The 22617-nt window shown below is 69.7% G+C and carries 23 protein-coding genes; 2 read left to right on the forward strand and 21 right to left on the reverse strand.

The features are described 5' to 3' along the window. Positions 1-52: 52 nt before the first annotated feature. Positions 53-1540, reverse strand: a complete 1488-nt coding sequence (gene glpK / locus PG2T_RS01085; RefSeq protein WP_068802436.1) for a glycerol kinase GlpK — start codon at positions 1538-1540, stop codon at positions 53-55. A 22-nt stretch (positions 1541-1562) separates the two neighbouring features. Next, on the reverse strand, positions 1563-3080 hold the full coding sequence (gene glpD / locus PG2T_RS01090) for a glycerol-3-phosphate dehydrogenase (RefSeq protein ID WP_068802437.1): 1518 nt from the start codon (positions 3078-3080) through the stop codon (positions 1563-1565). On the opposite strand from glpD, the gene PG2T_RS01095 reads away from it, so the two are divergent. Further along, entirely contained in the window at positions 3079-3294 is a 216-nt protein-coding gene (locus PG2T_RS01095) for a hypothetical protein (RefSeq protein ID WP_068802438.1), read from the forward strand. The two genes, glpD and PG2T_RS01095, sit on opposite strands and share 2 nt — an antisense overlap. Before the next feature lie 24 nt (positions 3295-3318). Here PG2T_RS01095 and glcF read toward each other — a convergent pair whose 3' ends face one another. From glcF to PG2T_RS01180, 17 genes are all read right to left on the reverse strand, one after another. Further along, entirely contained in the window at positions 3319-4536 is a 1218-nt protein-coding gene (gene glcF, locus PG2T_RS01100; RefSeq protein ID WP_068802439.1) for a glycolate oxidase subunit GlcF, read from the reverse strand. Between the two features lie 216 nt (positions 4537-4752). Continuing rightward, entirely contained in the window at positions 4753-5817 is a 1065-nt protein-coding gene (gene motD / locus PG2T_RS01105; protein WP_068802440.1) for a flagellar motor protein MotD, read from the reverse strand. 10 nt (positions 5818-5827) lie between these two features. Then, a complete protein-coding gene (locus PG2T_RS01110; protein ID WP_068802441.1) occupies positions 5828-6568 on the reverse strand; it encodes a flagellar motor protein in 741 nt (246 codons plus the stop codon). A gap of 25 nt (positions 6569-6593) precedes the next feature. Then, on the reverse strand, positions 6594-7334 hold the full coding sequence (locus PG2T_RS01115; RefSeq protein WP_083214679.1) for an RNA polymerase sigma factor FliA: 741 nt from the start codon (positions 7332-7334) through the stop codon (positions 6594-6596). Next, positions 7331-8203 carry a MinD/ParA family protein gene (locus tag PG2T_RS01120; protein WP_068802442.1) on the reverse strand — a complete coding sequence of 291 codons (873 nt, stop codon included), beginning with the start codon at positions 8201-8203 and terminating at the stop codon, positions 7331-7333. The genes PG2T_RS01115 and PG2T_RS01120 overlap by 4 nt, the downstream gene beginning before the upstream one ends. Beyond that, entirely contained in the window at positions 8196-9398 is a 1203-nt protein-coding gene (flhF, locus tag PG2T_RS01125; RefSeq protein WP_068802443.1) for a flagellar biosynthesis protein FlhF, read from the reverse strand. The genes PG2T_RS01120 and flhF overlap by 8 nt, the downstream gene beginning before the upstream one ends. A 31-nt stretch (positions 9399-9429) precedes the next feature. Further along, on the reverse strand, positions 9430-11496 hold the full coding sequence (flhA, locus tag PG2T_RS01130) for a flagellar biosynthesis protein FlhA (protein ID WP_068802444.1): 2067 nt from the start codon (positions 11494-11496) through the stop codon (positions 9430-9432). 39 nt (positions 11497-11535) lie between these two features. After that, on the reverse strand, positions 11536-12684 hold the full coding sequence (gene flhB / locus PG2T_RS01135; RefSeq protein ID WP_068802445.1) for a flagellar biosynthesis protein FlhB: 1149 nt from the start codon (positions 12682-12684) through the stop codon (positions 11536-11538). 1 nt (position 12685) lies between these two features. Further along, entirely contained in the window at positions 12686-13462 is a 777-nt protein-coding gene (gene fliR / locus PG2T_RS01140; RefSeq protein WP_145930950.1) for a flagellar biosynthetic protein FliR, read from the reverse strand. After that, a complete protein-coding gene (gene fliQ, locus PG2T_RS01145; RefSeq protein ID WP_068802446.1) occupies positions 13462-13731 on the reverse strand; it encodes a flagellar biosynthesis protein FliQ in 270 nt (89 codons plus the stop codon). The genes fliR and fliQ overlap by 1 nt, the downstream gene beginning before the upstream one ends. A gap of 10 nt (positions 13732-13741) precedes the next feature. Next, positions 13742-14479, reverse strand: coding sequence for a flagellar type III secretion system pore protein FliP (gene fliP, locus PG2T_RS01150; protein ID WP_068802447.1), 738 nt, complete (start codon positions 14477-14479; stop codon positions 13742-13744). Beyond that, positions 14476-14868 (reverse strand): FliO/MopB family protein, encoded by a 393-nt coding sequence (locus PG2T_RS01155; protein ID WP_068802448.1) that lies wholly within the window; start codon positions 14866-14868, stop codon positions 14476-14478. The genes fliP and PG2T_RS01155 overlap by 4 nt, the downstream gene beginning before the upstream one ends. Further along, the gene (gene fliN, locus PG2T_RS01160) at positions 14868-15215 is read right to left on the reverse strand and encodes a flagellar motor switch protein FliN (RefSeq protein WP_068802449.1); all 348 of its coding nucleotides are present in this window, start codon (positions 15213-15215) and stop codon (positions 14868-14870) included. Before fliN ends, PG2T_RS01155 begins: the two co-directional genes overlap by 1 nt. After that, on the reverse strand, positions 15215-16189 hold the full coding sequence (locus PG2T_RS01165; RefSeq protein ID WP_158513113.1) for a flagellar motor switch protein FliM: 975 nt from the start codon (positions 16187-16189) through the stop codon (positions 15215-15217). The genes fliN and PG2T_RS01165 overlap by 1 nt, the downstream gene beginning before the upstream one ends. Before the next feature lie 19 nt (positions 16190-16208). Then, on the reverse strand, positions 16209-16721 hold the full coding sequence (locus tag PG2T_RS01170) for a flagellar basal body-associated FliL family protein (protein ID WP_068802451.1): 513 nt from the start codon (positions 16719-16721) through the stop codon (positions 16209-16211). 262 nt (positions 16722-16983) lie between these two features. After that, positions 16984-18921 (reverse strand): acetoacetate--CoA ligase, encoded by a 1938-nt coding sequence (locus PG2T_RS01175; RefSeq protein ID WP_068802452.1) that lies wholly within the window; start codon positions 18919-18921, stop codon positions 16984-16986. A 72-nt stretch (positions 18922-18993) separates the two neighbouring features. Next, positions 18994-19230: a CDGSH iron-sulfur domain-containing protein gene (locus PG2T_RS01180; RefSeq protein ID WP_068802453.1), complete on the reverse strand. Its 237-nt coding sequence runs from the start codon at positions 19228-19230 to the stop codon at positions 18994-18996. Between the two features lie 212 nt (positions 19231-19442). On the opposite strand from PG2T_RS01180, the gene dusA reads away from it, so the two are divergent. Continuing rightward, complete coding sequence (gene dusA, locus PG2T_RS01185) at positions 19443-20420, forward strand: tRNA dihydrouridine(20/20a) synthase DusA (protein ID WP_068807514.1); 978 nt, start codon at positions 19443-19445, stop codon at positions 20418-20420. A 4-nt stretch (positions 20421-20424) separates the two neighbouring features. On the opposite strand, the gene feoB is transcribed toward dusA, so the two are convergent. Both feoB and PG2T_RS01195 read right to left on the reverse strand, forming a co-directional pair. Continuing rightward, on the reverse strand, positions 20425-22311 hold the full coding sequence (gene feoB, locus PG2T_RS01190) for a ferrous iron transporter B (RefSeq protein WP_068802454.1): 1887 nt from the start codon (positions 22309-22311) through the stop codon (positions 20425-20427). Next, complete coding sequence (locus tag PG2T_RS01195) at positions 22308-22577, reverse strand: FeoA family protein (protein WP_075968116.1); 270 nt, start codon at positions 22575-22577, stop codon at positions 22308-22310. The genes feoB and PG2T_RS01195 overlap by 4 nt, the downstream gene beginning before the upstream one ends. Positions 22578-22617: the final 40 nt, after the last annotated feature.

Here is a 22617-nt window from a genome sequence, read left to right on the forward strand (position 1 = left end):
TGTTATCCGGCCGCCGGATGCAAGGCCGGAAACAGTATCTACACGATGGCACTCAGGTCTCCCAGCCACGCGTGCGCGACACCGCCTCGCGCCAGCGCGCCAGGCGCGCGCCCGCCTCGTCGGCGGAAATGGCCGGCTCGTAGGTGCGTTCCGACTGCCAGTAGGCGGCAACCTCGGCCGCCGATCCCCACACGCCGGCGCGGATGCCGGCCAGATAGGCTGCACCCAGCGCGGTGGTCTCCAGGATGCGCGGCACCACCACCGGGATGCCCAGCAAATCGGCCTGAATCTGCATCAACAGCGCGTTGACCGCGGCACCGCCGTCGACGCGCATGGCCTCGATGCGCTGCCCGGCATCGGCACGCATGGCGTCGAGCAGATCGGCCGACTGGAAGGCGATGGCTTCCAGGGCGGCGCGGGCGATGTGCGCACGGTTGGCGCCGCGGGTGAGGCCGACCATCGCGCCACGCGCGCTGGCATCCCAGTACGGCGAGCCCAGCCCGGCGAAGGCCGGCACCAGGTACACGCCGGCGGTATCGGGCACGGAAGCCGCCAGCGTCTCCACCTCGGCCGAGCTGCGGATGATGCCCAGCCCGTCGCGCAGCCACTGCACCACGGCGCCGGCCACGAAGATGCTGCCCTCGAGCGCGTAGCCGGGGACATCACCGGCGTGCGCCGTGGCGGTGGCCAGCAGACCGCTGGGCGAGGCCACCGGCGCATCGCCGGTGTGGATGAGCATGAAGCAACCGGTGCCGTAGGTGTTCTTGACCATGCCGGGCACCGTGCAGGCCTGCCCGAACAAGGCCGCCTGCTGATCGCCCGCCACGCCGCCGATACGCACCGGCGCGCCCAGCAGATCGGCCTGCGTGGTGCCGAAATCGTCGGCCGAGGCCAGCACCTCGGGCAACAGGGCGCGCGGCACGCCCAGGTGGCCCAGCAGCTCGTCGTCCCAGCGGCGGTGGTGGATGTCGAACAGCAGCGTGCGCGAGGCATTGGTCACGTCGGTGACGTGGGCGCGCCCCCCGGTCAGGCGCCAGATGAGGAAGCTGTCGACGGTGCCGAAGGCCAGTTCGCCGCGCTCGGCGCGTTCCCGCGCGCCGGGCACGTTGTCCAGCAGCCAGGCCAGCTTGGTGCCGGAAAAGTACGGGTCCAGCAGCAGACCGGTGCGCTGGCGAAACAGCGTCTCCAGGCCCTGCGCCTTGAGCGCCTCGCAGGCGGCGGCGGTGCGCCGGTCCTGCCAGACGATGGCGTTGGCCACCGGGCGACCGGTGGCGCGCTCCCACAGCACCACCGTCTCACGCTGGTTGGCGATGCCCAGCGCCAGCACCTGATCGGCGCGGACATCGGCCTTGGCCAGCACCTCGCGCGCGGTGTCCAGCTGCGACTGCCAGATCAGCTCGGGGTCGTGTTCCACCCAGCCCGGGCGCGGATAGTGCTGAGTGAATTCCTCTTGGGCGATGGCCACCAGGACGCCCTGGGTGTCGAACAGCGCCGCCCGCGAACTGGTCGTGCCCTGGTCCAGGGCCAACAGGTATGCCATTGCGTGCCTCCTCAGGTTCTCGTCAAACGGTTTTCGCGGCCTGCACGGCACCCACACCAACGCCGGCGAGCCAAACATCGAGCCGCGCCGCAGCATCCGGCGGCGCGCTCAGGCCCAGCCGGGTACGCCGCCACAGGATGTCCTCGGCGGTGCGGGCGAACTCCTCGCGCACCAGGTAATTCAGCTCGCAGGGATACAGGTCCGCGACCACCGGCGCGCCCAGCGCCGCAGCGCTGTCGATGCCGTCCAGGATTCGCAGCGCCCGTGTGCCGTAGCTGCCGGCCAGGCGCCGGGCCAGCGGCGGCGCCAGCCACGGCCGCTCGCGGCGCAGCCGGGCCTCGAACGCCGCCGGATCACCGTCCTCCAGGTCGCCGCCGGGCAGGGGCACGCCGGCGGTCCATGCCGCCCCGCCGCCCAGCAGCGGCGCGATGTGATCCACCGCCTGCTCCGCCAGCTTGCGGTAGGTGGTGAGCTTGCCGCCGAACACGGACAGCACCGCCGCGCCGGCCTGATCCAGATCCAGCCGGTAATCGCGCGTCACGCGGGCGGCGTTGCTGGTCGCGTCATCCAGCAGCGGGCGGACGCCGGCAAAGGTCCAGACCACCTGCGCCGGCGTCACCGTGCGGGCCAGATAGCGGTTCACCGTGCCGCACAGGTAATCGATTTCCTCGGCCGAGATGGCCGCCTGTGCCGGATCGCCGTGATAGTCCACGTCGGTGGTGCCGATCAGGGTGAAGCGCTCCTCGAACGGCAGCGCGAACACCACCCGCCCGTCGGGGTTCTGGAACAGGTAGCCGAAGTCGTGATCGAACAGCCGCGGCAGCACGATGTGGCTGCCCTTGACCAGGCGCAGCGTGTGCCGGGCGGCGACGCCCAAGGGGCCGCCGAGCAGCGTGCCGACCCACGGCCCGGCGGCGTTGACCACCAGGCGCGCCTGCACGCTGCACGCGGCGCCATCGGCGGCGCGCAGGTCCAGCGACCAGGCGTCCGCCGTGCGACGGGCGCCGATCAGCGCCGTGCGGGTGGCGATGTGCGCCCCGCGCTCGCGCGCATCGACGGCGTTCAGCACCACCAACCGCGCGTCCTGCACCCAGGCATCCGAATAGACGAAACCGCGCGAGAACGCCGGCCTGAGTCCGGCGCCGGCCGGATGACGGCGAAAATCCACGCCGCCCGATCCGGGCAGACGCGCGCTACGCGCCAGGTGGTCGTACAGGAAAAGGCCCAGGCGGATCAGCCAGGCCGGTCGCTGGCCGGCGTCGTGCGGCATCACCACCCGCAGCGGACGGATGATGTGCGGCGCGGCCGCCAGCAGCACCTCGCGCTCCTGCAGGGCCTTGCGTACCAGGCCGAACTCGTAATGCTCCAGGTAGCGCAGCCCGCCGTGGATCATCTTGCTGCTGGCGCTCGAGGTATGCGCGGCCAGGTCGTGCTGTTCCACCAGCAGCACCGACAGACCGCGGCCGGCAGCATCACGGGCAATGCCGGCGCCGTTGATGCCGCCGCCGATCACCGCCAGGTCGAAGGTGGATTCCGTCATGAGCCTGCGGGGATCCTCCGTGAAGCGCTGCGTCGGCACCGGGCCGGGCATGCGGCTGTCAGGCTGCCGGCAAACCGGCCGTCTGTCGACCCCCGCCCCGGTCGACCGAACGCCGGTGGACGACCCGACGCTGACGCAGATCGGCTACCGGCTGATGGCCTTGGAAGTGAACGACATCGTGGCGGCGAAGGTCGGAAGTGCCCGCACGATTTGACAAGGCATGTCCAGCGGGAGCGCTTCAGTCCGCCGGGTCGAACAGCTCAATCCAGTGGCGCACCGGCACCTGCGCCCTGCCCTGCAGATGGCTCAGGCAGCCGATGTTGGCGGTGACGATCAGTTCCGACCCGCTGGCGGCCAGGTTGGCCAGCTTGCGGCCGCGCAGCTCGTGCGACAGATCACGCTGCAGCAGCGCATAGGTGCCTGCCGCCCCGCAGCAGACGTGTCCGTCCGCCACCGGCAGCAGTTCGAAGCCGGCGCGGCGCAGCAGGCCCTCCACCACGCCGCCCAGGCGCTGGCCGTGTTGCAGCGTACAGGGGCTCTGGAAGGCAATGCGCCGCGGCGCGCCGGGGGCCGGCTTGAGGCTCGACAGGTCTTCGGCGGCGAGCATCTGCGACAGGTCCCGCGCGCAGTCGGCGATTTTCTGCGCGCGCTCGGCGTAGGCCGGATCGTCGGCCAGCAGGCGGCCATAGTCCTTGACCTGCACCGCGCAGCCGCTGGCGGTGACCACGATGGCCTCGGCGCCGGCTTGCAGCTGCGGCCACCAGGCGTCGATGTTGCGGCGCATGAAATCCCGCGCCTCGTCCGTGGCCGTCAGGTGGTGGCTGATGGCGCCACAGCAGCCGGAGCCGGCGATCACGTCCAGTTGAATGCCGAGCCGATCCAGCACCCGAGCGGTGGCGGCGTTGATGCGCGGATCGAGCGCGTCCTGCACACAGCCGGCCAGCAGCAGCATGCGCCGGGCGTGGCGGATGGTCGGCCGTGGCCCGGCCGCGCGGGCCGGCGGGATCAGGGCTTTCAGGCTGGCCGGCAACAGCGGGCGCGCCAGTCTGCCCAGGCCCAGTAAGGCCGCAAAGCGGCCGGCGTGCGGCAGAACCTGGCGCAGGCCCCAGCGCGCGAGACGCTCGCTGGTGCCGCGCGGTGCCGCCTGTTCGGCGACTTCGCGGCCATAGTCCAGTACGCGCCCGTATTCCACGCCCGCCGGGCAGGTGGTCTCGCAGGCGCGGCAGCTCAGGCAGCGGTCAAGGTGCGTGCGTAGGGACGGCGCGACGACGCCGGTCTCGATGGCGTCCTTGATCTGGTAGATGCGGCCGCGCGGGCCGTCGAGCTCGTCGCGGCGAATCTGAAACGTCGGGCAGGTGACGTTGCAGAAGCCGCAGTGCACGCACTTGCGCACGATGCGCTCGACGGCGGCGCCCTCGGCGGTAGCGCGCACGCTGTGCGGAAATCGCGTCTGCATGGAATCCCCGGCTGAGACTGGCGCCGCCGGAAGGCCCGGCCGCGCGTAGCCGCGAACCTTAGGGGGAAGCGCGGAACAAATCCATCCCGGAGTTCTCGGCGCCTGCCGGCGATGAAAAGCGCGATGATCGCCCGGCATAGCCGGGCTCCTACAATTTTCTGATAGCGCGAAAAATCAACGGCCTATAGCCACACGCCGCCGGGCATGGCGATCAGCTCACAGCGGCGGCACCAGCTGCGGCGGCTGTGGCGAGGGCACGAAGTCCGGCACCTGGCCGGCGGCGCGCCGATCGGCGGGCCAGCGGGAAGTGCCGATCTTCGAGGCCGGATCTGTCTGGTCGGACCCCGACTGGGCCGTCGCGGTGGGCGCCATCGCCTGCGTCACGATCGACACTGCGTCCGGCGTCCCGTCCGGCACGCGGAAACCGACGTCGTCCGGTCCCTGCCGAATCAGACTCAGTTCCAGTTCGCGCTGCGCGCTCGCGTCGGGCGTCGCCAGCACCACCAGCACCACGCGCCGGTTGCGGCTGCGGCCGTCGTCGCTGGCGTTGTCGGCAATCGGGCGGTACTCGCCGTAGCCGGCCAGCGACAGGCGCAACGGGTCCAGGCCGCGCTGCAGCAGGCGATGCACCATGCTGCCGGCTCGCGCGGCCGACAGGTCCCAGTTGGAGCGGTACTGACCGGCGCTGATCGGCACGTTGTCGGTGTAGCCCTCCACGCGCACGGAGTTGGGAATGCCGGCCAGGATGTCGACCACCTGGTCGACCACCGGCAGGGCGTCGGGCTTGACCTGGGCGCTGCCGGAATCGAACAGCACCGCGGCGCGGATTTCCACCTCCAGCCACAGCTGGCCCTCGCGCACGGTGACCAGGTCCTGCGCAATCAACGCTTCGAAGGCCTTGGCAAGGTCGTTGGCCAGCTGGTGCAGTACGGCCTGTGCGGCATCGCCATCGGCGGAACCGGCGCCGGCGCCCTCCCCGCCCCCGACCTTCCCGCGCCGGGTCTTGTCGATCAGACGGTTGGTGGCCATCGGCGGCAGCTCGACGGCACTGCCGGACGGGCTCTTGACGATGTTGCCGACCTGGATCGGCATGAGCGACTTGGTGGGCGAGCGAAAGGCCGCCACCATCGAGTCCGACAGCACGCGGTACTTGCCCTCGTTGACCGAGGAGACGGCGTACATCACCACAAAGAAGGCGAACAGCAGGGTGATGAAATCGGCGTACGAGACCAGCCAGCGCTCGTGGTTCTCGTGTTCCTCGTGCTTTTTCTTGCGGGCCATGACGGTGGCGTCAGTGCAGGTAGCCCTGCAGCTTCAGCTCGATGTTGCGCGGGTTCTCGCCGGCGGCGATGGCCGCCAGGCCCTCGATGGTCAGCTCCTTGAACTGGCTGCGGTGATGCACCACGCCCTTGAGCTTGTTGGCCATCGGCAGGAAGAACAGGTTGGCCAGCGCCACGCCGTAGATGGTGGCCACGAAGGCGACCGCGATGCCGCCGCCGAGCTTGCTCGGATCCGACAGGTTTTCCATGACGTGGATCAGACCCATCACGGCGCCGATGATGCCGATGGTCGGCGAGTAGCCGCCGAAACCGTCGTACACCTTGGCGGCGGCGTTTTCCTGGTGCTCGGCGGCCGACAGCTCGACCTCCAGCACGCCGCGAATGGTGTCCGGCTCGCTGCCGTCGACCAGCAGTTGCAGGCCCTTCTTCACGAACGGGTCGGTCTCGGACTCGGCCATCGTCTCCAGGCCAAGCAGACCCTCGCGGCGGGCGACGTTGCCCCATTCGACGATCTTCTCGACGGCGGCTGCAAAATCGAGCTTGGGCGGCAGGAACACCCAGGCGGTCATCTTCATGGCTTTCACGAAGGTCGACAGCGGCGTCTGCACCATCACCGCCCCGACGGTGCCGCCGGCGACGATCAGGAAGGCCGTTGGCTGCACCAGCGAGCTCAGATGCCCGCCCTCCAGCGCGTTGCCGCCCAGGATGGCGATGAAGGCCATCGCCACGCCGGCAAAACTCAGAATGTCCATGTGTCTGGCCCCGCGCCGCCAGGGCTCAATCGCGGCCGCCGAGGCGGGCGCGCAGGCGGATCAGTGCCTGGCCGTGGATCTGACACACGCGCGACTCGCTCACGCCCAGCACCTCGCCGATCTCGCGCAGGTTCAGGTTCTGTTCGTAGTACAGGGACATGACCAGTTTTTCGCGCTCCGGCAGCAGGTCCACGGCGCCGGCGATGCGCGTGCGAAGGTCATCGTCCTCCACCTGCGCCTGCGGGCCGGGGCTGGTGTCGGCGATGCCGTTCTCCCAGGGTTCGTCCTCTTCGCCGCCCAGGTCCGCAAAGCGCACCACGCCGAACTCGGACGCCTCGCGCGCCAGCGTGTAGTAGCCGTCCATGTCCATGCCCAGCTGGCGCGCGATGGCCTCCGGCGATGCCTCGCCGCCGAGTTCACGCTCGGCGGCACGCGTCGCTTCGGTCAGCTGGCGCAGCTTGCGCAGGGCCGTGCGCGGCAGCCAGCCGCCGCGGCGCAGCTCGTCGAGCATGGTGCCGCGAATGCGGATGCCGGCGTAGGTCTCGAAACTGGCACCGTGGCCATCGTCGTAACGTCGGGCCGCTTCCATCAGGCCCATCATGCCGGCCTGGATCAGGTCGTCCACCTGCACGCTGGCCGGCAGGCGGGCCAGCAGGTGATAGGCGATACGCTTGACCAGCGGCGCGTGGGCACGCACCAGCCGGTCCACTTCCTGTGCCGCCACCTCGGGCCGGCCGGCCTTGTCGTAGGCGAGAACTGCGCTCATGCTGAACCTCCCACCGCGGCCGTGGCCGGCCGCAACATGCGCTCGAAAAAGAACTCCAGATGCCCGCTGGCGCCGCTTACGCGCGGCCAGTGCTCCACCTGCTCGGCCAGTTGGCGCAGGGCGAAGGCCGCCGGACTGCGCGGGTAGGCCTCCAGCACCGACTGGCGTTGCTGCACGGCCTTGCGCAGGTAGTCGTCGAACGGCACCGCGCCGGCGAACTCCAGCACCACGTCCAGGTACTGATCGCACACCGACAGCAGCTTGTGAAACAGCTCGCGCCCGTCGCGGGCGCGGCGGACCATGTTGGTCAGCACCCGGAACCGGCTCACGCCGTGCTGGGTGCTCAGCAGCTTGATCAGGGCGTAGGCATCGGCCAGCGAGGCCGGCTCGTCGCAGACCACCACCAACACGTCCTGCGCCGCGCGGGCAAAGCTCATCACGCCTTCCGAGACGCCGGCGGCGGTATCCACCAGCAGCACGTCAAGGTCGACCGCCAGTTGCCCGAAGGCCTGGATCAGGCCGCCGTAGACACTGGGCGGCAGATCGGCCATGCCCGCCACGCCGGATGCCGCCGGCACGATGCGCAGCCCGGCCGGGCCCTCGACGATGACCTCGGGCAGCTCGCGCTCGCCGCTGAGCACATGGGCCAGGGTCCAGCGGGGCCGCAGTCCCAGCAGCACGTCCACGTTGGCCAGACCCAGGTCGGCGTCGAGCAGCATCACGCCGCGTCCGCGCTGGGCCAGCGCCACGCCCAGGTTGACCGATACATTGGTCTTGCCGACACCGCCCTTGCCGCCGGTGATGGCAACCACCTGCACCGGCTTGGTGGCGCGCAGGCCGCGCGCCTGGTCGAAGGCCGCTTCAAGCATGGGCGGCCACCCGGCGGGCAGCGACGGCCGGCTCCGGCGCGACCGCCGCCGCCTGCTCGGCGCGGGCATGCATGCGCTGGGCGGCAACGCTGACCAGATCGCGGGCGCGCGCCGGGCGCAGGTCCTCGGGCACGCGCTGGCCGTCGGTGACGCAGGCCACCGGCAGGCGGTGGCGGATCACCGCCGACAGGGTGGCGCCAAGGCTCGGACATTCGTCGAGCTTGGTCAGCACGCAGCCGGCCAGCGGCAGCTTGCCAAAGGCGCTGATGGTCTCGTCCAGCATCGTCTCGTGGGCGTTGCTGGCCAGGGTCAGGTAGCTGCGCAGGCCGCTGTGCTGCAGGCCGGCCAGGGCCTCGCCCAGGCGCAGGTCACGCTGGCTCATGCCGGCGGTGTCCACCAGCACCAGGCGCTTGTTGGCCAGCGCCGCCAGGGCGGTGGTCAGGTCCTCCGCCGAGTCCACCATCTGTACCGGCACGCCCAGCAGGCGGCCGTAGTTCTGCAGTTGTTCGTGGGCACCGATGCGGTAGTTGTCCGTGGTCAGCAGGCCCAGGTGCCGGGCACCGTGCTCACGCACGAAGCGCGAGGCCAGCTTGGCGATGGTGGTGGTCTTGCCGACGCCGGTCGGGCCGAGCAAGGCCACCACGCCGCCTTCGGCCAGCATGTCGTCGTCGGCGATCGGGATGCGCGCGGTCAAATGCTGGCCCAGTACCTCGCGCCAGGCGGCGCCCAGGTCCTGCGTTTCGGTGAGCTGCTCCAGCAGCGATCCGATCAGCGGCGCTGCCAGACCGAGCTGCTCCAGATACTGCGCCAGCTGCGCCTGCAGCGGGCTGCGGCGGGCCAGCGCGGACTGGCGCAGTTCGGTTTCGAGCAGCGCGCGCAGGGTGGTCAGTTCACTGCGCAGCTGAGCGATGGCCGGGTCGACCGCCCAGGCGAGTCGATCCAGATCGGCCGGGCCCGGCAGATCGCCGTGGCCGCCGGGCGGCAGTTCCCTGCCGGTGCCGGGCGGCAAGGCGTCGCCGTGGTCGGCGGCCGCGAGGCGCTCGACCAGGGCGGCGTCGTATTCGTCGGCGGCGATCACTTCGACCCCGTCCGACAGGCGGCGACTGGACAGGATGACCGCCTGCGAGCCCTGGGCCTGGCGCACCAAGTGCAATGCCCGGCGCATGTCCGGAGCGCTGTAGCGCTTGATCTGCATGCTCGTGTCTCCGTGTCTGGGCGAACGCGCTTCAGCGTCCACCGATGTTTGCAACAACCCGCACCTGGCGGTTCTCCGGCAGCTCTTCGTAGGCCAGAACCTTCAGGTCCACCGCCAGGTGGCGCACAAAGCGCGCCAGCCACAGCCGCAGCGCATTCGGGGCCACCAGCACCGCCGGCTGACCGAGCAGCTCCTGGCGCTGCGCCGCGTCGGCCAGCAGGCCCCGCAGGCGTTCGGCGAGGCCGGGCTCCAGACCCAGGGCGCCGTCGCCGCCTTGAACGGCTTTCAGCAAGATGCGTTCCAACTCTGGGTCAAGCGTCATCAGTGCTAGCTCTGGCGCCATTCCGAACAGCTCCTGCACGATGCCGCGACCGATCGCCACCCGCACCAGGGCGGTCAGAACGTCGGGATCTTGACTGCGCGCGCCGTGCTCCGCCAAAGACTCGGCAATGCTGCGCAGATCGCGCACCGGCACGCCTTCCTGCAGCAGGTTGCGCAGCACGCGCAGCACGGTGCCCAGCGGCAGGACCTTGGGCGTGAGGTTCTCGACCAACTTGGGCGCCTGCGCCGCCAGGCGGTCCAGCAGTTGTTGGACTTCCTCGTGGCCCAGCAGCTCGTGGGCCGAGTGCATCAGCACCTGCGACAGGTGCGTGGCGACCACGGTGGCCGGATCGACCACGGTGTAGCCGGCCATCTGCGCCTGCTCGCGCAGGCCCCGCTCGATCCACAGCGCGTCCAGGCCAAAGCTCGGATCCTTGGTGGCGATGCCCGGCACCGGCGTGGTGACGTGGCCGGGATTGATGGCCAGGTCGCGGTCCGGCAGCAGCTCGCCCTGCCCGGCCGTGGCGCCCATGAGCGTGATGCGATAGCCGCCCGGCGGCAGGTCCAGGTTGTCGCGGATGTGCACCGGCTGCAGCAGGAAGCCCAGTTCCTTCGACAGCTTCTTGCGCACGCCCTTGATGCGGGTCAGCAGCTCGCCGCCCTGCGCCTTGTCGACCAGTGGAATCAGCCGATAGCCGACCTCAAGACCCACCAGGTCCACGCCGGCCACCTCTTCCCAGCCCAGTTCCTTGTGTTCGTCGGGCGCCGGCAGGGCCTTGGCGCCGGCATCCGGGCTGGCGACAGCGGTGGATTGGCGCTTGGCGATACGCCAGGCGGCGCCACCTAATCCCGCGCCCAGTGCCAGAAAGGCAAAGTGCGGCATGCCCGGCACCACACCCAGAATGCCCACCAGGCCGCCGGCCATGGCCAGCGCCGTCGGGTTGGCCAGCAACTGCTTGCTGACCTGCGTGGCGACGTTTTGCGACTGCGACACGCGCGTCACCAGGATGGCCGCCGCCACCGACAGCAGCAGCGAGGGCACCTGCGCCACCAGGCCGTCGCCGATGGTCAGCAGGCTGAACACGCGCACGGCGTCGCCGGCGCTCATGCCGTGCTGGCCCATGCCGATGGCGATGCCGCCCAGGATGTTGATGATCAGGATCAGCACGCCGGCCACGGCATCGCCGCGCACGAACTTGCTGGCGCCGTCCATGGCGCCGTAGAAGTCGGCTTCCTGGCGCACTTCCTCGCGCCGGACCTGCGCCTGCTGCTGGGTGATGACGCCGGCCGACAGATCCGCATCGATCGCCATTTGCTTGCCGGGCATGGCATCCAGGGTGAAGCGGGCGTTGACTTCCGACACCCGCCCGGCGCCCTTGGTGACCACCGCGAAGTTGATGATCATCAGGATGATGAACACCACCAGGCCGACGGCGTAGTTGCCGCCGATGACGAAGGCGCCGAAGGCCTCGATCACGTGCCCGGCGGCGCCGGGGCCGGTGTGGCCCTGCAGCAGCACCAGCCGGGTCGAGGCCACGTTCAGCGCCAGCCGCAGCAAGGTCGCCACCAGCAGCAGGGTCGGGAACACCGCGAAATCCAGCGGCCGCAGCGCGTACACCGCCACCAGCAGCACCACCAGCGACAGCGCGATGTTGAACGTGAACAGCAGGTCCAGCAGCAGCGGCGGCAGCGGCACCAGCATCATGCCCAGCAGGGTCAGCACCAGCAGCGGGGTGCCCAGACCCAGCCCGACCAGGGCACGTACGTTGTTGCCCATGCCGACTGCGGTATTCACGTCAGGTGCTCCTTGGCGTCATCAGTGGGCAACGCCGCCGCGCGGACGCTGCAGTTCATCGGGGACCGACAGCGGCTGCAGGTCCGGCAGGTTGTAGCGACCGGCCGCCATCAGCGTGCGCAGCTGGTAGACATAGGCCAGCACCTGCGCCACCACGGCGTACAGCTCGCGCGGCACCTCGGCGCCCAGCCGGGTGCTGTAGTACAGGGCGCGCGCCAGGGGCGGCTGCTCCAGGATCGGCACGTTGTGCTCCTTGGCCAGCGCGCGGATCTGCGCCGCCACAAGGTCGGCGCCCTTGGCCACCAGTCGCGGCGCGCCGTTGCCACCCACGTCGTAACGCAGGGCGATGGCGTAGTGCGTCGGGTTGGTGACCACCACCGACGCGGTGGGCACGTCCTGCATCATCCGGCGGCGCGACAGCTCCTGCTGGCGCTGGCGGATGCGGCCGCGCACTTCGGGTCGGCCCTCGCTTTCCTTCATCTCGTCCTTGATGTCCTGGCGGGTCATGCGCAGCTGCTTGGCGTGGTTCCACAGCTGAAACGGCACGTCCACGGCGGCGATCAGCAGCAGACCAAGGGCGGTCAGGAAAAACGCCCGCGCCGTCAGCTGCGCCGCGTGCAGCAGGGCCGCCGCCGCCGGCTCGCCGCCAAGGCCGAGCAGCGCCGGCGCCATCTGGCGCATCACCAGCAGGGCGATGCCGCCGAGCAGCAGGAACTTCGCCAGCGCCTTGACCGTCTCCATTCCACCCTGGGCGGAGAACACGCGCTTGAGGCCCTTGGCCGGGTCGAGGCGCTCGAATTTCGGTTGCAGGTTCTCGCCCGACAGCAGAAATCCGCCCAGCAAGAGCGGCGCCGCGGCGGCTACTGCCACCGCCAGCACCAGCCACGGCGCCAGCGCCAGCAGTGCCTGGCCGGCGGCCTCGCCCAGGCGCGTCGCCAGGGTGGTCGGATCGAGGGCGGTTGCCCGGTCGAACACGAAACCATGGCGCATCAGCCCCAGCAGGCTGCCGCCGATACGATCGCCCAGCGCCCACAGGCCGCCGGCGCCCAGCAGCACCAGCGCGGCCGAATTGAGTTCCCGCGAGCGCGCCACCTGACCCTTGTCACGGGCGTCCTGCAGGCGTTTGGCGGTGGCCTTTTCCGTGCGTTCCTGTGCGCTGTGTTCGGCCATCTCAGCGCACTCCGAGCAGCGCCGACAGGCGCCCGGTGGCCTGCCCGAAGATGCCGGCCCACTGCCCGGGCAGCGCCGGCAGCGTGAGCAGCACGATCAGCAGGCCGACCAGCAGCGACACCGGAAAGCCGATCGCGAACAGGTTCAGTTGCGGCGCCGCCCGGCTGATGACCGCAAAGGCCAGATTCACCACCAGCAGCACCGTGACCGCCGGCAGCGCCACCAGCAGGCCGAGTGCGAACATGTCGCTGACGAAGCCGGCCACGGCGCGGAAATCCTCGAAGCGCAGCCCGACCGGCCCCACCGGCAGCGTGGTGAAACTCCGCGCCAGCAGCTCCAGCAGCAGCAGGTGGCCGTCGACCGCCAGCATGAGCAGGATCACCAGCATCACGTACAGCTGCGCCAGCAGCGGCACGCTGACGCCGTTTTGCGGATCGACCAGCGAGGCGAAACCCAGGCCCATGCCCAGCGACACCATCTCGCCGGCAAAGCTCAGTGCGGCCAGGAACAGCTGCAGCAGGAAGCCGCCCAGCACGCCGATGCCGACTTGCTGCACGGCCGTAAGCAAGCCGGCCGGCGACAGCACATCCAGCGCCGGTGCGGCCGGCAGCGTGGGCAGCAGCACCACCGTCAGCGCCAGACCGATGGTGATGCGCACCCGCACCGGCACGCTGCGGGCGCCGAACACCGGCGCTGCCAGCAAGAACGCCGACAGACGCAGGAAGGGCCAGAAGAACTGACCCACCCAGGCGCCGATGCGGGCACTGTCGATGTCCATCAGCCGATCAGGCCCGGAATGCCGGCTACCAGCCGCTGCGTGTAGTCGACCAGCGTCTGCAGCAGCCACGGGCCGGTCAGCACCAGCAGCAGGGCCATCACGATCAGCTTGGGCACGAAGCTGAGCGTCATTTCGTTGATCTGCGTGGCGGCCTGCAGCATGCCCACCAGCAGGCCGACCAGCAGCATCGCCAGCAGCGGCCCGCCGGCCAGCAGCAGGCACATCCACAGCGCGTCGCGGCCGACGTCGAGCACGGTTTGCGGGGTCATCGGCGCGTGCTCACTGGTAAAAGCTACCGGCGAGCGTGCCCATGACCAGCGCCCAGCCGTCGACCAGCACGAACAGCATGATCTTGAACGGCAGGGAAATGATCATCGGTGAGAGCATCATCATGCCCAGCGACATCAGCACGCTGGCCACCACCAGGTCGATCACCACGAACGGGATGAACAACAGAAACCCGATCTGAAACGCGGTTTTCAGCTCGCTGGTCACGAAGGCCGCCGTCAGCAGCGTGAACGGCACCGCGTCCGGGCTCTCGAATGCGGCGTCATGCCCGGAGATGCGGGCGAAGGTGGCAATGTCGCTCTCGCGGGTCTGCGCCAGCATGAACTGGCGCAGCGGCGCTGCGGCCTTGAGGGCGGCATCGGGCAGGCTGAGCTTTTCTTCCATGTACGGCTGCAACGCCTCGCCGTTGATCCGGTTCAGCACCGGCCCCATCACGAACAGCGTCAGCAGCAGCGCGAGGCCGGCCAGGATCTGGCTCGACGGCGTCTGACCGGTGCCCAGCGCCTGGCGCAGGATGGCCAGCACGATCACGATGCGCGTGAAGGAGGTCATCGCCAGCAGCACGCCAGGCAGCAGCGTCAGGAAGGTCATCACCGCCAATACCTGCAGGCTGACGCTCCAGGTCTGGCCGCCACCGGCGGCCTGCGTCAGCGTCAGCGCCGGCAGGCCGGCCTGCGCCAGCGCCGGCAGTGGCGCCAGCAGCAGCAATGCAAGCAGCAGGCGTTTCATGGTGCGCCCTGCCCGGCCGCGCCGACGGCCGCATCCAGACTGGCGCCAAACGACTCGGCCGGCACGCTTGTCGGCACGTTGGCCGGAGAGTCGCCGAGCACCAGCAGCGCCTGCACGCGTCCCGGCGCGACGCCGATCAGCAGTTGCCGGCCGGCCACTTCCAGCAGCACCACCCGCTCGCGGGTGCCGACGCTGTGCGCCGCCAGCGTGCGGATGCTGCCGGCGCCGCCGGTGCGCAGCTGCAAGCGGCGCAGCAGCACGAACAGACCGCCGATCAGCGCCACCACCAGCGCCAGGCTGACCAGCATCTGGCCACTGGCGGCCAGCACCGATGGCGCCGCCAGTGCGGGCAGCGGGCACAGCAGCAACACGGTCGGCGCGACACGCATCAGCGCACGCCCTTGGCGCGATCGGTGGGGCTGATGACCTCCGTCAGGCGGATGCCGAACTTGTCCTCCACCACCACCACTTCGCCGCGCGCCACCAGCGTGCCGTTGGCCAGCACGTCGAGCGGCTCGCCGGCCACGCGGTCCAGTTCCACCACTGCGCCCTGGCCGAGCGCCAGCAGGCGCCCGATGCTCATGCGCGCCTGGCCGACTTCCACCGTCAGCGTGATCGGGATGTCCATGATCATCCCCAGTCCCACGTCGGCACCGCTGCGCGGCAGCGCCGCTTCTGCTGCCGCGGCGGGCGCCGGGGCGTCATTCGCCACGTTCTGGTCGAGTTCGAGTTCCATCAGCGGGGTTCTCCCTGGGTTCCATGTGCGGGGCCGGCGGATGGACGGCGCACCGGGCCCGTCACCGACACGGCGTTGTTACCGTTAAAGACACCGAACTCGCCGGTGAACAGAGGCTTGCCGGCCACCTCCAGCCGCGCGCCGTCGGCCCGTTCGAAGGTCAGCAGCTCGCCCACCTGCAAGCCCAGCACATGGCGCAGGGTCGACTGGCGGCGCGCCACCACCGCCGTGAGCGACAGGCATGTTTCCAGCACCCGCGCCTGCAGGGCGGAGCGCCAGGCGCTGTCATCGGGCACGGCCGCCGGGGCGCCGGCCCGCAGCGCCGGCCACACGCCCTGCAGGGCCGACATCGGCAGCGCCAGATGAAAATCACCGCCGCCGCCCAGCAGCGCCACTTCGTAGCTTTGCAGCAGCACCATCTCGGCCGGGTCGACCAGCGACACCAGCAGCGGGTCGACGTCGTTCGCGGCCACGGCGGGGCTCAGCGGCAACACGGGCGCCCAGGCGGTCTGCAACTCCGGCAGCAGCAGATCCAGCAGATTGCCCAGCATGCGTCGCTCGGTCGGGGTCAGGTCGCGGTTGCTGGGCGGTGGCGAGGCGCGCCCGCCGCCGAAGAAACTCTCCACCACCGTGAACAGCAGCGCCGGTTCCAGGACCAGCACGCCGGAACCGGCCAGCGGCGCGATGTCCAGCCCGCGCACGCTGGCGCGCTCGGGCAGGGCATGCACGAAATCGCGGAACTCGCGAACCTGCGAGCCGCGTATCGACACCAGCGTGTCGCGGCCCAGGTAGCGGGTCAGGCTGCGGGTCATGCCTTCGCAGAAGTATTCGGTGATGCGGGTCAGGGCCGGCAGATCGGCACCGTCCAGCGCCGGCACGCGGCAGGTCAGGTCGTAAGGCTCGATGCCCCGTGCGCCGGCCCGCGCCGCAGGCGGCGCCGGGTCCAGCAGGGCGCTCAGTTCGGCCTGGGACACCAACTCGTCCTGAGCCATGTCACTGCATCACGAAGTTGGTGAAGTACAGGCCTTCGATGGCGTCCGGCGCGCCCTGGGCCTTGAGGATCTTCTTCAGGGTGTCCAGGGCCTGCTGGCGCAGCTGGTCCTTGCCTTCGCGGCTGGCGAGCGTGGCGTAGTCGGAGCCGCTGAACAGCACGATCAGCTGGTCGCGGATGGCCGGCATGTGCAGCTTGACCGCCTCGGCGACCTTCGGCTCACGGCTCATGACCTCGATCGTGACCTGCAGAAAGCGGATCGCGCCCTCGTCCTCGAAATTCACCACGAAGGGCGGTTCCAGGGCGGTGTAGGTAGCCGGCGCCTCGACCTTCGCCGGGGTGTGCTCGGCGGCCGGTGCCGGCCCCGACTTGCCACCGACCAGAAAGACCGTGGCGCCGATGCTGACGGCCACCAGCGCCAGCGCGCCGCCGCCCATCATCAGCAGCGATTTTTTACCGCCGGCGCTTTTCTTGGCGTCGCCGCCGAGCTCCAGATCCGCTTCCCGAGTCGCCATGCCTGATCCGCTCCTGTGTAAGGGGTCAGGCCGAGACTAAGCAAGCGTGATGCCAATTTATTTATTTAAATTTTTCAATAAGTTAGAAATATTTCCTGCGCCCATGGCGCCGTATCGCCGGCACGATCCCCGCTGCCCCGGTCCCGGCGACAGGAATTTGACACCCGTGGGAGGCCCGCCCTCGGGCCGAAGGCTTGATCAGGGATTCGCGGCGGGGGCGCCGCTCCACAAGGGCACGGCTCCCCACGGTCGTTGCCGAGCTTCAGGAAGCGTCGAACAAGCCCTGGAACAGGGCGATCGCCTGCGGGTTGGCCAGCGCGTCCAGGTTCCTGACCGGCCGCCCATGAATGGCCTCGCGCACCGCCAGTTCGGCGATCTTGCCGCTGATTGTGCGCGGGATGTCGGCCACCTGCAGGATGTGCGCCGGCACGTGGCGCGGGCTGACGTCGGCGCGGATGGCCGCGCGCAGGCGCTGGCGCAAGACATCGTCGAGGGTCAGACCCTCGACCAGGCGCACAAACAGCACAACCTCGACGTCGTCGTCGATCTGGTGGCCCACGGCCACCGCCTCCTGAATCTCGGCAAAGCGCTCGACCTCGCGGTACAGCTCGGCGGTGCCGATGCGCACGCCGCCGGGATTGAGCACGGCATCCGAGCGGCCGTGCACGATCATGCCGCCGCGGGCGTTCAGTTCCACGTAATCGCCGTGGCACCACACACCGGGAAATTTTTCGAAATACGCCGCCCGGTAGCGGCTGCCGTCGGGATCGTTCCAGAAGCCGACCGGCATGCTCGGAAACGGCTTCACGCACACCAGCTCGCCTTTCTCGCCCAGCAGTTCGTGGCCGGCTTCGTCGAAAACCCGCACCGCCATGCCCAGCGCGCGCGTCTGCAATTCGCCGCGATACACCGGGCCGATCGGGTTGCCGGCGATGAAACAGCCGCAGATGTCGGTACCGCCGCTGATCGACGCCAGCAGCACATCGGCCTTGATGTCGCGGTAGACGTAGTCGAAGCCCTCGGGCGCCAGCGGCGAGCCGGTCGACAGCAGCGTGCGCAGGGCCGAAAGATCGTGGCTTTGCGCCGGCTTCAGGCCGGCCTTCTCGGCCGCGGCCAGGTACTTGGCGCTGGTGCCGAACACGCTCACACGTTCCTGCGCAGCGATGTCGAACAGCTCGGCCGGACGCACGAACGGCGCGCCGTCGTACAGGATCAGCGTGCAGCCGGTGGCAAGCGCGCTGGCCAGCCAGTTCCACATCATCCAGCCGGTGGTGGTGAAGTAGATCAGCCGGTCGTCGCGCGTCAGATCCGTGTGCAGCGTGTGCTCCTTGCGGTGCTGCAGCAGCGTGCCACCGGCGCCGTGCACGATGCCCTTGGGCACTCCCGTGGTGCCGGACGAATACAGCACGTACAGCGGATGATCGAACGGCAGCGGCGTGAAGGCAGGCTCAGTGCCGGCGTTTTTGGCGAGCAGCTCGTCCCAGTCGTGCAGCGGCACGGGTGCCTGCGACACGCGCCCACCGCCGCAGGACACCGCCACCACCTGCTCGGCGCTCGGCAGGCCGGCGAGGATTTGCGCCACTGCCGCGCCACGATCCTGCGGCCGGCCGTTGTAGTGATAGCCATCGCAGACGAAAACTACTTTGGGCGCGATCTGGCCGAAGCGATCCAGCACCGCCCGGGCGCCGAAATCCGGCGAGCAGGACGACCAGATGGCGCCCAGGCTCGCCGCCGCCAGCATGGCGATGATCGCCTCCGGAATGTTCGGCAGATACCCCGCCACCCGGTCGCCGGGCTGCACGCCAAAGGCCCGCAGCGCAGCGGTCATCGCGCCGACCTGCGCGGCGAGCTGGGCGTAGCTCAGCTCGCGCCGCGCGCCGGTCTCGCCCCGAAATACCAACGCCGGGCGGTCATCACGGTAGCGCAGCAGGTTCTCGGCGAAATTGAGCGTCGCACCACGAAACCATACCGCCCCCGGCATGCGGTCGGCATGTTCGAGCACCGCCTGCGCCGGCGCGTGGTGGACGATGCCGCAAAACGCCCACACCGCCGCCCAGAAAGCTGCCGGCTCGGCCACCGACCACGCGTACAGCCGCGCGTAATCGGCGCCCGGCAGATAGCGGTCGATGAAGGCCGTCAGGTTCGCATTCGCGACGCGCCGGGCATCCGGCTGCCACAGCGGGCGGGTCGTTTCGGTCATGGCGGTATCCGGAAATGACGGCGCCCGCGCTTTCGCCTGAAAACGCGGGCGCCGGGACAAGCGGGGCGGGAATTACAGCGCGCGGTGCGAGCCGTCACAGAACGGCGGCGTCTTGGTGTGCTTGCAGCCACACCAGGCCAGGGTGCCGGCTTCCGCCACGTCCTGCTGCAGGGGCGTGAAGGCGGTGCCCTTGTGCGCGCCGTCGCAGAACGGCTGATCGCCCGACTTGCCGCAGGCGCACCACCAGTAGGTGCCGGGCTCGGTCTGTTCGACGTAAGGACTCTTCTGGGCTACCTGCGGATCGGACATGTCGGGCTCCTGCTCTGAACAAATGAGGGTGTTGCCGCCGACCGGCCACCAACCGGCCCGGCGCGCGAACGATGGAACACGCGCCAACCGGCAGTGTCAAGCAAGCGCGCCCCCGCCGGCGCTGCTGGCACAATGCCGACCCCGCCGCACCGGAGACACGCTTGCCACCCGCCTGCCCCGCCCCGCTGTCGCGTCGCCTGTCGGTGGCGCCGATGATGGACTGCACGGATCGCCACGCGCGCTTCCTGCTGCGCCTGATTTCGCGCTGCACACTGCTGTATACGGAAATGGTCACCGCCCAGGCCCTGCTGCGCGGCGATGCGGATTACCTGCTCGCCTACAGCCCGGCCGAGCACCCGCTGGCGCTGCAACTGGGCGGCAGCGATCCGGCGCAGCTCGCGCAGGCGGCGCGCATCGGCGCCGATTTCGGTTACGACGAGATCAACCTGAACGTCGGCTGCCCGTCGGATCGGGTGCAGTCCGGCCGCTTCGGCGCCTGCCTGATGGCCGAACCCAAGCTGGTCGGCGAGTGCGTGGCGGCCATGCAGGCGGCGGTATCCATCCCGGTAACGGTCAAATGCCGCATCGGCATCGACCGCACCGACCGCGACGAGGACTTGTTCGAATTCGTCGAGACCGTCGCCGCCGCCGGCTGCCGGCACTTCACCGTGCACGCCCGCAAGGCCTGGCTGGATGGCCTGTCGCCGCGCCAGAACCGGGAGATTCCGCCGCTGCGCCACGACACCGTACACCGGCTGAAGCGCCTGCGTCCGGAGCTTGAAATCGTCATCAACGGCGGCATAACCGACCTGGCACAGGCGCTGGCGCACCTGCAGCACGTGGACGGCGTGATGATCGGCCGCGCCGCCTATCACTCGCCGTGGCTGCTGGCCGAGGCCGACCGGCTTGTGTTCGGACAGATCACACCCCTGCCCGAGCGCGCCGCCGTGCTGGCGAATTACCTGGCCTATATGCAGGCGCGCCACGGCTTGGGCACGCCGCTGAGTGCCCTCACGCGGCCGCTGCTCGGGCTGTTCCAGGGCGAACCGGGCGCCCGCGCCTGGCGGCGAGCGCTGAGCGCGCCGGCTAACGGCGAGCGCGCCATGGCGCAGATCATGGCCGCCGGCCGGCGCGTGCTTGCGGCCGGCGATGAACCCGCCGCGGTGGGGCAACCCCAACCGTCGGGCTGAGGCCTCAGCCGCCCAGCCAAAGGGCGGTGCGATAGGTAATGAACGACGCCAGATAGGCCAGCGCAAACAGGTAGCCGGCCGCCAGCAGCGGCATCCGCCAGCCGCCGGTTTCGCGCTTGATAGTCGCCAGCGTGCTCAGGCACTGCGGCGCAAATACGTACCATGCCAGCAGTGACAGAGCGGTGGCCAGGCTCCAGCCCTGCGCGATCAGCGGTGTCAACGCGCCAGCGGTGTCCTCGCCGGTGGCCGACAAGGCGTAGACGGTGCCCAGCGCACCGACCGCGACCTCGCGGGCGGCCAGCCCCGGCACCAGCGAGATGCTGATCTGCCAATTGAAACCGATCGGCTCGAACACCACCGCCAGGGCACTGCCCAGAAGACCGGCCAGGCTGTATTCGATTGCCGGCCCGGTCGCCCCAGCCGGGGGCGCCGGGAAACTGGCCAGAAACCAGAGCAATACCGTGAGGGCCAGAATGATCCCGCCCACGCGGCGAACGAAAACCGTGATCCGCTGCCACAAGCCGATGGCCAGATTGCGCAGCGTCGGCCAGTGATACGTGGGCAGTTCCATCATCAGGGTGCGCACCTGGCGACGGGCGGTGAAACGCTTCAGCACCCAGGCCACCCCCAGCGCACCGACAATCCCGGCCACATACAGACAAAACAGCACCAGACCCTGCAGTTCGATGCCGCCCCACACCTGCCGCCGCGGAATGAAAGCGCCGATCAGCAACGCATAAACCGGCAGCCGCGCCGAACACGTCATCAGGGGCGCAATCATGATCGTGACCAGACGATCGCGCGGATTGGCGATCGTGCGCGCGGCCATGATGCCGGGAATCGCGCAGGCAAAACTGGACAGCAGCGGGATGAACGAGCGCCCGGACAAACCCACGCCGCCCATCAGGCGGTCCAGCAGGAAAGCCGCCCGCGGCAGGTAGCCGGATTCCTCCAGCGCCAGGATGAAAAAAAACAGGATCACGATCTGCGGCAGAAACACCAGCACGCCGCCGGCACCGGCGATCACCCCATCGACCAGCAGGCTGCGCAGCCAGCCGGCCGGCGCGACCTTGGTCAACAGATCGCCCAGCCACGCGGTACCGGCCTCGATCCAGCCCATGGGCGCTTCAGCCCAGGCAAACACCGCCTGAAAGACGAGGAACAGCAACGCACCCAGCACCAGCGGACCCACCAGCGGATGGAGCACCACGCGGTCGATGCGATCGCTGAGCAGGTGCGGCACGGCCTCGTCCAGACCCAGGCGCGCCAGGATGGCCCGCACCGCCTCATGGTCGCCGTGCGGATCGGCTTCCGGGCCGCTGCCGGCGTCGCCAGTGATCGGAACCTTGGGCCATGCGCCGGGCTGATCCAGGATCGCGCGCAATGCAGCGGCGCCCTCGCCCCTGACGGCAACCGTCGACACCACCGGCACGCCAAGCTCGGCCGCCAACGCGGCAGCGTCCACCCGCAGTCCGCGCCGCTGCGCCATGTCGGCCATGTTCAGCGCCACCACGCAGGGCAATTTCAGGCGCTTTACCGCCAGAACCAGGCGCAGGTTGCGGCGCAAATTGGTGGCGTCCACGACGCAAACCACCAGATCCGGCCGCTTCTCGCCGGCCGCCTGGCCGGACAGCACATCGCAGGTCACCCGCTCGTCGGGCGAGCGCGGATGCAGGCTGTAAGTACCCGGCAGATCGAGCACCCGCACCACCTTGCCGGCGCGGTCGAACAAGCGTCCTTCCTTGCGTTCGACCGTCACCCCGGCATAGTTGGCCACCTTCTGCCGGCTGCCGGTCAGCAGGTTGAACAGCGCGGTCTTGCCACAGTTCGGATTGCCGACCAGCGCCACCAGCGTGCCGCCAGGCTTGAAGTGCAGGACCGCCTCGCTCATGGGTAATCCTGCACCAGCACGCACGCCGCTTCGGCGCGGCGCAGGGCGAAGGTGGATGCGCCGATCCGCACCACCAGCGGGTCGCCACCGGGCACGCCGCGGGCCAGCACGGTTACCGGCTCACCCGGTACGAAACCGATTTCCTCCAGCCACAGCTGCCACTGCGGCTGCGCGTCGGGAACCTGGACCGCCACCACGCGCATGGGCTGGCGCAGATCCAGCGCGTCGAGCGTCAGGTGTGACGAATCCTTGCCTTCGGTATCCATGTAGCGATGTCTCGGTCGGAAATACGCGCCTGCCGGGAGC

This window comes from Immundisolibacter cernigliae, from assembly GCF_001697225.1.
Classification (GTDB): Bacteria; Pseudomonadota; Gammaproteobacteria; order Immundisolibacterales; family Immundisolibacteraceae; genus Immundisolibacter; species Immundisolibacter cernigliae.

Excerpts from the sequence above, each read along its gene's own strand:
- glpK (WP_068802436.1), bottom strand. The coding sequence starts at position 1,540 with ATGGCATACCTGTTGGCCCTGGACCAGGGCACGACCAGTTCGCGGGCG.
- PG2T_RS01095 (WP_068802438.1), top strand. The coding sequence starts at position 3,079 with ATGAGCCTGCGGGGATCCTCCGTGAAGCGCTGCGTCGGCACCGGGCCG.
- glpD (WP_068802437.1), bottom strand. The coding sequence starts at position 3,080 with ATGACGGAATCCACCTTCGACCTGGCGGTGATCGGCGGCGGCATCAAC.
- glcF (WP_068802439.1), bottom strand. The coding sequence starts at position 4,536 with ATGCAGACGCGATTTCCGCACAGCGTGCGCGCTACCGCCGAGGGCGCC.
- motD (WP_068802440.1), bottom strand. The coding sequence starts at position 5,817 with ATGGCCCGCAAGAAAAAGCACGAGGAACACGAGAACCACGAGCGCTGG.
- PG2T_RS01110 (WP_068802441.1), bottom strand. The coding sequence starts at position 6,568 with ATGGACATTCTGAGTTTTGCCGGCGTGGCGATGGCCTTCATCGCCATC.
- PG2T_RS01115 (WP_083214679.1), bottom strand. The coding sequence starts at position 7,334 with ATGAGCGCAGTTCTCGCCTACGACAAGGCCGGCCGGCCCGAGGTGGCG.
- PG2T_RS01120 (WP_068802442.1), bottom strand. The coding sequence starts at position 8,203 with ATGCTTGAAGCGGCCTTCGACCAGGCGCGCGGCCTGCGCGCCACCAAG.
- flhF (WP_068802443.1), bottom strand. The coding sequence starts at position 9,398 with ATGCAGATCAAGCGCTACAGCGCTCCGGACATGCGCCGGGCATTGCAC.
- flhA (WP_068802444.1), bottom strand. The coding sequence starts at position 11,496 with ATGGGCAACAACGTACGTGCCCTGGTCGGGCTGGGTCTGGGCACCCCG.
- flhB (WP_068802445.1), bottom strand. The coding sequence starts at position 12,684 with ATGGCCGAACACAGCGCACAGGAACGCACGGAAAAGGCCACCGCCAAA.
- fliR (WP_145930950.1), bottom strand. The coding sequence starts at position 13,462 with ATGGACATCGACAGTGCCCGCATCGGCGCCTGGGTGGGTCAGTTCTTC.
- fliQ (WP_068802446.1), bottom strand. The coding sequence starts at position 13,731 with ATGACCCCGCAAACCGTGCTCGACGTCGGCCGCGACGCGCTGTGGATG.
- fliP (WP_068802447.1), bottom strand. The coding sequence starts at position 14,479 with ATGAAACGCCTGCTGCTTGCATTGCTGCTGCTGGCGCCACTGCCGGCG.
- PG2T_RS01155 (WP_068802448.1), bottom strand. The coding sequence starts at position 14,868 with ATGCGTGTCGCGCCGACCGTGTTGCTGCTGTGCCCGCTGCCCGCACTG.
- fliN (WP_068802449.1), bottom strand. The coding sequence starts at position 15,215 with ATGGAACTCGAACTCGACCAGAACGTGGCGAATGACGCCCCGGCGCCC.
- PG2T_RS01170 (WP_068802451.1), bottom strand. The coding sequence starts at position 16,721 with ATGGCGACTCGGGAAGCGGATCTGGAGCTCGGCGGCGACGCCAAGAAA.
- PG2T_RS01175 (WP_068802452.1), bottom strand. The coding sequence starts at position 18,921 with ATGACCGAAACGACCCGCCCGCTGTGGCAGCCGGATGCCCGGCGCGTC.
- PG2T_RS01180 (WP_068802453.1), bottom strand. The coding sequence starts at position 19,230 with ATGTCCGATCCGCAGGTAGCCCAGAAGAGTCCTTACGTCGAACAGACC.
- dusA (WP_068807514.1), top strand. The coding sequence starts at position 19,443 with ATGATGGACTGCACGGATCGCCACGCGCGCTTCCTGCTGCGCCTGATT.
- feoB (WP_068802454.1), bottom strand. The coding sequence starts at position 22,311 with ATGAGCGAGGCGGTCCTGCACTTCAAGCCTGGCGGCACGCTGGTGGCG.
- PG2T_RS01195 (WP_075968116.1), bottom strand. The coding sequence starts at position 22,577 with ATGGATACCGAAGGCAAGGATTCGTCACACCTGACGCTCGACGCGCTG.